This is a genomic window from Natronorubrum sulfidifaciens JCM 14089 (assembly GCF_000337735.1).
Classification (GTDB): Archaea; Halobacteriota; Halobacteria; order Halobacteriales; family Natrialbaceae; genus Natronorubrum; species Natronorubrum sulfidifaciens.
The window spans coordinates 21,081-29,866 of sequence record NZ_AOHX01000034.1 but is presented as its reverse complement, the minus strand read 5'-3'; the positions used below and the strand labels follow the sequence as shown (position 1 = coordinate 29,866).

Annotated in this window: 10 protein-coding genes; 4 read left to right on the top strand and 6 right to left on the bottom strand. The window is 56.0% G+C overall.

What is annotated here, in order from left to right; all coding sequences use genetic code 11:
* Positions 1-152: 152 nt before the first annotated feature.
* The 3 genes from C495_RS08010 to C495_RS08000 form a co-directional block, all read right to left on the bottom strand.
* A complete protein-coding gene (locus C495_RS08010; protein WP_008161755.1) occupies positions 153-1,022 on the bottom strand; it encodes a hypothetical protein in 870 nt (289 codons plus the stop codon).
* Complete coding sequence (locus C495_RS08005) at positions 1,015-1,251, bottom strand: hypothetical protein (RefSeq protein WP_008161753.1); 237 nt, start codon at positions 1,249-1,251, stop codon at positions 1,015-1,017. Before C495_RS08005 ends, C495_RS08010 begins: the two co-directional genes overlap by 8 nt.
* 100 nt (positions 1,252-1,351) lie before the next feature.
* The gene (locus tag C495_RS08000) at positions 1,352-1,723 is read right to left on the bottom strand and encodes a hypothetical protein (protein ID WP_008161751.1); all 372 of its coding nucleotides are present in this window, start codon (positions 1,721-1,723) and stop codon (positions 1,352-1,354) included.
* Between the two features lie 183 nt (positions 1,724-1,906).
* Here C495_RS08000 and C495_RS07995 point away from each other — a divergent pair, with 183 nt between their 5' ends.
* Entirely contained in the window at positions 1,907-2,155 is a 249-nt protein-coding gene (locus C495_RS07995) for a MarR family transcriptional regulator (RefSeq protein WP_008161749.1), read from the top strand.
* Positions 2,156-2,593: 438 nt separating this feature from the next.
* Here the strand turns inward: C495_RS07995 and C495_RS07990 are convergent, their stop codons facing one another.
* Positions 2,594-3,589: a hypothetical protein gene (locus tag C495_RS07990; protein ID WP_008161748.1), complete on the bottom strand. Its 996-nt coding sequence runs from the start codon at positions 3,587-3,589 to the stop codon at positions 2,594-2,596.
* Positions 3,582-3,932: a hypothetical protein gene (locus C495_RS07985; RefSeq protein ID WP_008161746.1), complete on the bottom strand. Its 351-nt coding sequence runs from the start codon at positions 3,930-3,932 to the stop codon at positions 3,582-3,584. Before C495_RS07985 ends, C495_RS07990 begins: the two co-directional genes overlap by 8 nt.
* A 234-nt stretch (positions 3,933-4,166) precedes the next feature.
* On the opposite strand from C495_RS07985, the gene C495_RS07980 reads away from it, so the two are divergent.
* Together C495_RS07980 and C495_RS07975 are read left to right on the top strand one after the other, a co-directional pair.
* On the top strand, positions 4,167-4,430 hold the full coding sequence (locus C495_RS07980; RefSeq protein ID WP_008161744.1) for a MarR family transcriptional regulator: 264 nt from the start codon (positions 4,167-4,169) through the stop codon (positions 4,428-4,430).
* Between the two features lie 201 nt (positions 4,431-4,631).
* Entirely contained in the window at positions 4,632-5,891 is a 1,260-nt protein-coding gene (locus C495_RS07975) for a glycosyltransferase family 61 protein (protein ID WP_008161742.1), read from the top strand.
* On the opposite strand, the gene C495_RS07970 is transcribed toward C495_RS07975, so the two are convergent.
* Complete coding sequence (locus C495_RS07970) at positions 5,888-6,202, bottom strand: hypothetical protein (protein WP_049890215.1); 315 nt, start codon at positions 6,200-6,202, stop codon at positions 5,888-5,890. The two genes, C495_RS07975 and C495_RS07970, sit on opposite strands and share 4 nt — an antisense overlap.
* A 668-nt stretch (positions 6,203-6,870) precedes the next feature.
* Here C495_RS07970 and C495_RS07965 point away from each other — a divergent pair.
* Positions 6,871-8,676: an ABC transporter ATP-binding protein gene (locus C495_RS07965; protein ID WP_008161739.1), complete on the top strand. Its 1,806-nt coding sequence runs from the start codon at positions 6,871-6,873 to the stop codon at positions 8,674-8,676.
* Positions 8,677-8,786: the final 110 nt, after the last annotated feature.

Sequence of the window (8,786 nt, the reverse complement as noted above, 5' to 3'; positions counted from 1 at the left end):
GTACACACTCTCCACCGGATTCTCACATTCCTAGTAACTGACTATTCTAGCTCGACGTCTCTGGATACCCCGATCTGCTAAACTAGAACGGATGGGGTGGTGTCCTGAGATGTGTGTGCTCTCTCGAGGGATCTGTTTGAGGGTGTCTACGGCTATCCGCGGACGCCAGCTGTCTCCGGAGCTTCTGTTGGTTGACTCAATGTCTCGCCCGGGATGTCGACATCCTCGGGGAGGATTAGTCTGCGTTCAGTGTACTCGAGACCGTTCTTTCGTTCGGTCCGTTTGCGGATCGCGACGCGGTTCTTTGAAAGGTCGAGCATGGCGTCGATCGTCCGCGAGACGAGTTTCTTCGCGTAGGTGTCGCTGGTTCCGGGTTCCTGCCGGCGGATCCAATGTTTCAGATCGCTCGCCTTGACGTATTCTGCGATATCCTTACAGCCACGCTCCCACGGGTTGTCACCGATGCTCGAGTCAGTCCGTGCCTTCCACAGTTTTGCGGCGAGTCGCGTTGGCAGCGCATTCGATGTCGAGCGAAGCATCTCGTCGTCCATCCGCGCGAGTTGCTGAATCGGGAGTAAGTCGCCATGGGAAAGGGTGATGGAGCCGCCACGCTCGAGTGGATCCTCTGATTGTGGGACTCGGTAATAGGTTTGGCCGTCATCTTTCGTGAGCTGCTCAAGTCGATCGCCGTCGACATCGATCTCACAGTGGTCGACCGTCTCTGCGAGGAGGTGGGCCCCTTTCTCGAGTTCGCGGGCCTGGAGTTCTTCGATCCGCTGTTTGTTCACGCCCGATCGCTTGCGGGCGGCATCCGTGAGCGCGTCAATGCGGGTGGTTTCGTGCTCGCAGTCCTCGAGTCGGTCGCGAAGCTGTTCGTTCTCGGTCTCGAGTGTCTCGACTCTGTCTTCGGTCTGTTCGAGGTTGTGTTCGAGATCGTCGACGCGCTCGGTGAGTCGCTCGTTTTGTTCTCGGAGTTGGTCGATCGCGTGGATGAGTGCCTTGGTGTCGGCGTGGTCACTCATCGTTGTCACCTCCAGTTGGTTGGAGTGGGAGTTGGTCGGTTTCTGTGTCGTTGTTCGTGGGGATTGTGAGTTCCGTGAGGTACTCGATTCCGACTTCGCGCCACTGCGTGTTGCGGCGTTCGAGTTCGATGCGAGCCCACGGATACTCGCTGTTGGGTTGAGGTTCAAAGACGAGTCGTCGTGGTGGGCCGCGTCTAGGTGTCCACTCCAGTGTGAGTTCGTCCGTCATCGGTCCACCTGCTCGAGGAGATCACAGTAGGCGCGCTCGAGGTCACCAGGTGTGATGGGCTGCTCGAGTTCGACGGTGATCGTGACGCAGTCGTGGTCGGTCATCGGACCTCCACCTCCGTGAGTGTCTCACTGAGGATTGTCTGGAGATCGAGTGGGCGGTCAATCCAGCCTCGAACTGACTCGACGTACGCGATCCACTGGCTGATATCGCGGTCGTCGTAGCGCTCGAGGTGTTCTTCGTGTGTGATGGGACCACGGATGCGAAACCAGTACAGTCCCGCATCGCTGGGCAAGAATCGCTCAGCGCGGCTCTCTGTTACGTAGATCGTGTTCGTGGCCTTGTCGACGTGATGGTGGTATCCCTCGCCGTCTCGGCCCAGGTAGCCGTAGTAGCTTCCTGATCGCTCGAGGATGATGGTCTCTTGCTGTGCATCCGAAATCGTTTCGTGTGTGGTAGTCGTAGCTGACATTGCCTTAGAGCAAGGCACAGGTCCGGTGCTGGTACACCGGGCCACAGAGTTTCTGTGACCAGTCTGTGCCTCTATCCAATAGAGACTCTCTTAGCTTAAATACTTTATTGGTCGTAAAGCTAGGTCGTAATACTATAGAAAAAGGTATGTAGTAACGGGTGTGATTAAAAGTGTAGTGGTTTTATGAGTAGCCAAGAAATGGGGCTTCGAATCGACGACAAGACAGAAGACGTCCTTGATGTCTTAGCTAAACATGGATATGCGACGACTGGAATGCTCGTCGACGAAACGGGCTACTCGAGGCCGACCGTATCTAAACGGCTTGACAGGCTGCATGCTGCTGGGTTCATTGAGTATCTGCACGAGCCAACGGCACTCTGGATGCTTACAGAGGATCCTCGAAGTATTGAGGATACAGAGTCGGTAGAATGACTTACGTCTGGTTTGTGACAACGCGATCAAGACGGTAGTCACGCCACGAAGTCGGTTAGCAATGAGTTTGGACTTCGTTCCGGTCTATCCTCAATCGTCAACGTCACACGTTATAAAAGGAGAAATCGAGAGTAGTCTCTCTCATATGGATCAAACCCACTCGAGTAAGGGCCATTACCTCCGTGCGAGGATCTCAACGGATCGAACAACTCACCGGTCGTCGTCGCTGTTTTTCACAACAGAACTTGCCGATCCCCATGGACAGCCGTCGTCTTCGGACAGCTACTCGAGGGCGTCTTTCGAGTCGACTGCCGAGACTGCTCGAGCAGGGAGACCCACGACTAATCAACCCACTAGTCAACCGCGTTCGTGTGTGGAAGGGTGGTGTCCTGAGATGTGTGTGCTCTCTCGAGGGCTATTTTGGGTCGGTGTCGACGATTAGCCGCGGACGCCAGCTGTCTCCGGAGAGTCGGCGGTGTGACTAGACATCTCGCCCGGAATTTCGGCATCCTCGGGGAGGATCAGTCGCCGCTCGGTGTACTCGAGGCCGTTCTTGCGCTGGGTTCGTTTGCGGACCGCGAGTCGGTTCTTGGAGAACTCGAGAGCGGCGTCGATGACGCGGGAGACGAGTTTCTTCGCGTAGGTCTCGCTCGTGCCGGGTTCCTGTCTGCGAATCCAGTGTTTCAGGTCGCTCGCGGTGACGTACTCGTTGATGGATTTGCAGCCCGTCTTCCAGGGATCGTCGCCGACGCTCGAGTCGGTGCGGGCTTTCCAGAGCTTCGCGGCGAGTCGCGTCGGCAGGGCGTTCGTGGTGGCCCGGCGCATGTCCTCGTCGAGTCGGGCGAGTTGCTGGATCGGGAGCAGGTCGCCGTGGGCGAGGGTCGTGTTGGTTCGGTCGAGCGGGTCGTCTCGCTCGGGCAGGCGGTAGTAGGCGTGGCCGTCGTCTTTGGTTATTTTCTCGAGTCTGCCGTCGGGGACGTCGACCGCGTGTTCGTCGACGTGCTCGGCGCGGAGGTGGGCCCCCTTCTCGAGTTCGCGCGCCTGCAGTTCCTCGAGGCGGGCCTTGGTGGCTCCCGTCCGGTTGCGGGTCGCTTGGGTGAGTGCGTCGACGCGCTCGAGGTCGGTTTCGTTTGTTTCGAGTCGGGTCTCGAGGTCGGTTGTTGTGGACTCGAGGGTTTCAGTGGTGGTTTCGAGGTCGGTGCTTCGGGACTCGAGGGTGTTGGTTTTGGTCTCGGGGTCGTCGACAGTCTGCTCGAGTGCGTCGACGGTGTCCTCGAGCGTGTCGATTCTGGTCGTCAGTCGCTCGTTCTCCGCGCGCAGCGCCCGGAGTTCCGTGAGGAGCGTCTCGAGGAGCGTCGTGTCCGTGGCCTCGAGGTCGTCTATGGTTTCGAGGCGTGGTTCGAGATCGTGCTCCTCGAGTGCGGGCTCACTCATCGGCCTCACCTCCCTGCTCGTCGACTCGCGGGTCGGCGTCGCGAGCGTTCCGTCGTCGCATCGCCTCCCAGTCGGCCTCGAACGGCCCCGTGATCGTTGCGAGCGGCTCCGGCGCGTCCGTCTTCGGGAGGTGGCGTCGCAGGTACTCGAGTTCCGCCCGGAGCTCGCGGCAGTGGCGTGTGGCCGCCCGGCGAGTGTCCGGCTCGAGGTCGTCGTCGGTGGTGACTGTCTCGAGGAGATTGGTGGTGTGGGTGTCGAGGGCCTCGAGGATCGGTCGGTAGTTGATCGTCGGCTGTGCGTGTCGGTCGGGAGTTTTACTATCCCGTGAATCGTCATTTGACATGGCTTCCGTAGGGCAGTTACGGGAGCTTCTCGCGGACTGGTGGGGCTAACACCAGTTCGCTATTCTGTAACTCAGCGCTTCAGAGAGTCACATGTAGCTTCCGTGGTGAAGAAAATATTCTCCATTGACATAAATCTTGACAATGTACGTTGATTGGGTTAAACGACAAACGTATACAGACCTTCCATAGATCGTGCTAGCTTTTCTATATTGCTGGTCGCCACTCACGAATAGATGGTAGAGCGGGTTCCGTGGATGGCTCCTGTCGATTATGAGATCATGCTCTTCTTTGATGACCACCCAATATTGGTTTCTCCGAAAGTACTCTCAGTGAATATCGAGTACGATCGTCAGTATGTGAGCAGACGATGTAGCGCACTGGTAGATGCCGGTTTGTTGGATTCCGTCGATACTGGCCTCTATCAGTTGACGGATACGGGGAGGGCATATCTCGAGGGTGAGCTGGACGTGAGTGAACTCGAGCGTGATGAAGACTAATTAGTGAGTGCTCGAGAGTACAACACCTCGAAAGCCCCGCCGCGCTCGAGAATAGCGACTCGTCGACCGACGAAATGGAGTAAGAGCCCCCGAGGGCCGTGTCAGGATTCGGGGTTCATGAGTGGCTACGCTGGCAAGTGTGGAAAAGCGTTCAGTCGGTACGAGTGGGTTTTTTCTATCCAACACATAAATAATCGATAAATGAACGGTGGGTTGGTGAATGATGCTAAAGATTGGTATGCCGAGCACGGTGCAGTGTCCCTCTTGAAACGGGGATTAGAATACGGCTACGAGACGAAATCGCAACCGATTGTTCGGAAAGCAATTGCGCGGGGTTTTGATGAGGTTGTAATTGACTCGCAACAACTCAAATCGGAGTACGCAACGCGATCGTGGGATTTAGACGATGGTACAGACAACCTCACTCCGCGAGTTTCAAAAGAGCTTGCACCATTGGAAGGTCAAACCGGACTTGAACACAATTACTATCCAGAATTTGCGTTTGAGGCACCATTCGTCGCAGAGGTCGACAATGTGACTGTTGCAGGCCGTGGCGCGGTTGCGATTGCGAATGATGGGGGCTTCATTGCGGAGCCAACACACTCGCGTAGCCAAAGTGTGACGGGGCGGGTAGGACGCGAGATTTCGCTTGCAATCACTGAATCGCCATTGCAGCTCGGTTCGAAACGTCGTCGTAAGAAGTTGTCTGGCCGTGGCCCAAGCATCGAAACTGCGGCGATACTACACAGCCAATGGCTATCTAGACAGTCTGTGAATTACTTTCATTGGATGGTCGAACATCTGCTGAAAGTTCGTGGTATTGCACACTATGAAAACGTCACCGGGGCAGATGTGACGCTACTCATTCCGCCGAACCCGCCGTCGTTCGTCACTGAATCGATCGAGTTGCTTGGCTACGACGAGAAGAAAATCAAAGAATGGAACGGTAGAGCAGTTGATATTGATCGGTTAGTAGTGCCGTCGTTCCCCGACCCCACACCAAACGCATTGGGATGGCTTCGAGAGCGTATGTTTAACGCTGTTAGCACTGATCTAAGTGGACCAGACTGGATATACATATCACGGCAGAACGAACACAAGCGCCGAGTCCACAACTATTCTGAAATCGAGGCACTCCTCAAGCAGTATGGCGTCGAGATCGTCCATTGCGAAGACCTTTCGCTTCGAGAAGAAATCCAGATATTCAATGGCGCAAGCAGCGTAATTTCACCGCACGGTGCCGGGTTGACCGCCACGATTTGGGGTGGTAATCTGTCGGTTGTTGAGATATTCAATCAGGTCGTGAAGGCCCCCTACTACGTTTTAGCCTACATCTTGGGCCATGAGTATACCGCTATGGCAGCGCCCCCAGCCGAAACGATGAACGAGAAACGGGAACGGAATATGGACGTCGATCTGAATGAGTTCGAACAAATACTGCAAGAAATGACAGAGTGTTAAGCAGGGTTGTGGTCAGCTATTCGTTCCGGTCGGTGATCTCGCCGCCCGAAAGCACCAGCCGCGAGTGACCAGCGCCGCCGATCGATCCCACGAGCCGACCCCACGACGAGCACGCACTCGCGCTCGGTGCCGGCTCGCACAGCGCCGCGCGCACAGTGCGAACAGCGAGTCACCACGGGCTCGAGGTCGTCGCCCTCGAGTGCGAGCAGTTCAACGTAGTCGTTCGGCCGCAACGTCGCCCCACACACGTCACAGCGAGTCGATTGTCCGGCGGCGACCGTGAGGCCAGCGAGCAGGGAGTTGGGGCTCATCGGTCCTCGCCCACGCGCGGTTCGTCGTCGTGGACCGCCACCGAGGCCTTGAAGTTCGACGGTGCGCCGCGGTGGACCGTCTTCGGCACGACCAGCGAGTTCGGCGTCGGCTTGATGCTCTGGTAGGCGACTGATCCTCACTCGCCAGAGGGCAGTTCGCCCTCGTCGTCGAGATTTGGGTGCGAGGTCTTGAGTCGGCCGGCGTCGGTCTCGGATTGCGGTACAGAACGTAGAGATCGTGGCCTCGAGTTCGTGTTCGTGACGACCATAGGCCACCCAACCGGCCGGGACCGATTCGATGTGTCGGTCATGGCGAAGCGGCTCGTCAGCGGTGCATTTCTGCGTTCGCGTCTATGATTGGGTAGGTTTTTCGTAGCTTCGGGGGCGTTGGAACCGTGTTTAATACCACGTGGTTGATTAGATACCGACAAGCTAACGATTTTATCTAAAGGAATATCATCATAGGGCCCGATGAGCCTTCGAATTTTACACATACCTATGAATGCCTAGGTGACGCTCGCGGTGGTTTGATCAGTCAGTTTCGACGTGGAAAACGAGGGTTAGCTACGAAATTGCAGAGTCACCGCTTTCGAAGCTGAGTTCGATAAGTTCCGTACCGACGAGATTATAACAGTCTGTTGGTGAGTACCGTATAGTCAGTTATCGATATGTCATCTACTGAATCAGAGCCGGTCACGAGGCGAGAGAAGATCGATGCGCTACTCGACGTCGCCCGATACAACCCCAAGTTCACCGTTCTCATTGTCGGTCTGGGGCTTATCGCAGCGATACTCGAGGGAATCGGCCTGAGCTTCATTCTGCCGGTTATCGAGATTGTGCAACTAGATGATCCTACAGCCGAAGCTGATGGCATGCTAGGTGCGTTCGTGACGGCCTATGCAGCGCTTGGGATTCCATTTACGCTCGGCTATGTCGTCGTCGGTGTCGCAGTCGTGATGACAGCTCGGTATACGACGAGTTTCGTGGTAGCGTGGTTCCGGGAGGCACTGCGGACCTATTATATTCGCGACCTTCAGCTTCGAGCCTACGATAACGCACTCGACGCGCGTGTCGAGTATTTCGACGAAGAGGGTTCCGACGATATTCTGAACGCGATTGTCACGCAGACCAACTATGCTGGACGGGTTATCCAGCGCGTCGTCAAACTCCTCGAGACGTTCTTTCTCTCGGCCGTCTATCTGCTAATCGCCTTCGTGATCTCGCCGATGCTAACGATCTTCGCAGCCGGTGTGCTTGGCTTCTTGACGGTCTTTCTTCGGCGCGTCGTTGAACCGGGCTATCAGGTCGGTGATCTCGTCGCCGATGCGAACGAACGACGCCAGGAGGCCGCCCAGGCGGGAACACAAGGCATCCGGGACGTCCGCATTTTCGGGCTTGCCGACGAACTCCGTCAGGATTTCCATGACGCTATCGACCAGTTTACCAGTGCGCGAATTACCCTCCGGCGCAACGAAGCCGCAATCAATAACTTCTACAACCTCGGCGTCGCTGTCTCGGTATTCGTTCTTATCTATCTGGCGCTGACGTTCGCTAATCTCTCGATCGGGGCACTCGGTGTCTTCCTCTTTGCAATGTTCCAGCTTGGCCCAAAAGTGAGCGATTTGAATCGAACGTTTTACAGAGTGGAAAACGACTTGCCGCACCTCGTTCGGACACAGCAATTCATCCAAGAACTCGAGACTCGGGAAGAACCGAATGAGTCCACTCAAGATGTTCCAGACTCCGTCACTCAGGTCGAGTTTGACGACGTCCACTTCACCTACAATGAAGAGGAAGAGGTCTTGAGCGGAATCGACTTCGAAGTGGAAAAAGGCGAGTTCGTCGCCTTCGTTGGCCAGTCCGGAGCTGGCAAGTCGACGATCGTCTCGGTGCTCGCACGACTGTATGAACTCGACGATGGCGAGATTCGGGCAAACGGCGTGCCGATCGACAAGATGGACATCTACGACTGGCGCGAACGGATCGCCGTTGTTCGACAGAATCCGTTTATTTTCAACGATACGCTCGAGTACAACCTCACGATCGGCAACCGCGACGTGACGCGTGCGGAGTTGAGCCGCGCCTGTGCAATTTCGAAAGTCGACGAGTTCTTTGACGAGCTGCCGAACGGCTACGAGACGGTGCTCGGCGACGACGGCGTTCGACTCTCGGGTGGCCAGAAGCAACGTATCGCGCTGGCTCGAGCCCTGTTGCAGGATGCGGATCTGTTAGTGTTGGACGAGGCGACGAGTGATTTGGACTCGAACCTCGAGCAGGAAGTGCAGACGGCAATCGAAAAGATGGATCGGGATTATGCGATGATCGCAATTGCGCATCGGTTGTCGACCGTCGAGAACGCGGATCGAATCTATACGCTCGAAGACGGTGAGATCATTGAGACAGGGACCCACGGTGAGTTGATCGATGACGGTGGCCAGTATGCCGATCTGTACGCGATTCAATCTCGAGGATAGGCGCTTAAAGGGATAGATTCACGGATCATTTGCACAAGGTAGTTTCGTGCTGAACAGGGTGAAAATCAGCCTGTAGTTCCTATTCTGCTATAAATTATTGGACATATTAT

Excerpts from the sequence above, each read along its gene's own strand:
- C495_RS08010 (WP_008161755.1), bottom strand. The coding sequence starts at position 1,022 with ATGAGTGACCACGCCGACACCAAGGCACTCATCCACGCGATCGACCAA.
- C495_RS08005 (WP_008161753.1), bottom strand. The coding sequence starts at position 1,251 with ATGACGGACGAACTCACACTGGAGTGGACACCTAGACGCGGCCCACCA.
- C495_RS08000 (WP_008161751.1), bottom strand. The coding sequence starts at position 1,723 with ATGTCAGCTACGACTACCACACACGAAACGATTTCGGATGCACAGCAA.
- C495_RS07995 (WP_008161749.1), top strand. The coding sequence starts at position 1,907 with ATGAGTAGCCAAGAAATGGGGCTTCGAATCGACGACAAGACAGAAGAC.
- C495_RS07990 (WP_008161748.1), bottom strand. The coding sequence starts at position 3,589 with ATGAGTGAGCCCGCACTCGAGGAGCACGATCTCGAACCACGCCTCGAA.
- C495_RS07985 (WP_008161746.1), bottom strand. The coding sequence starts at position 3,932 with ATGTCAAATGACGATTCACGGGATAGTAAAACTCCCGACCGACACGCA.
- C495_RS07980 (WP_008161744.1), top strand. The coding sequence starts at position 4,167 with ATGGTAGAGCGGGTTCCGTGGATGGCTCCTGTCGATTATGAGATCATG.
- C495_RS07975 (WP_008161742.1), top strand. The coding sequence starts at position 4,632 with ATGAACGGTGGGTTGGTGAATGATGCTAAAGATTGGTATGCCGAGCAC.
- C495_RS07970 (WP_049890215.1), bottom strand. The coding sequence starts at position 6,202 with ATGAGCCCCAACTCCCTGCTCGCTGGCCTCACGGTCGCCGCCGGACAA.
- C495_RS07965 (WP_008161739.1), top strand. The coding sequence starts at position 6,871 with ATGTCATCTACTGAATCAGAGCCGGTCACGAGGCGAGAGAAGATCGAT.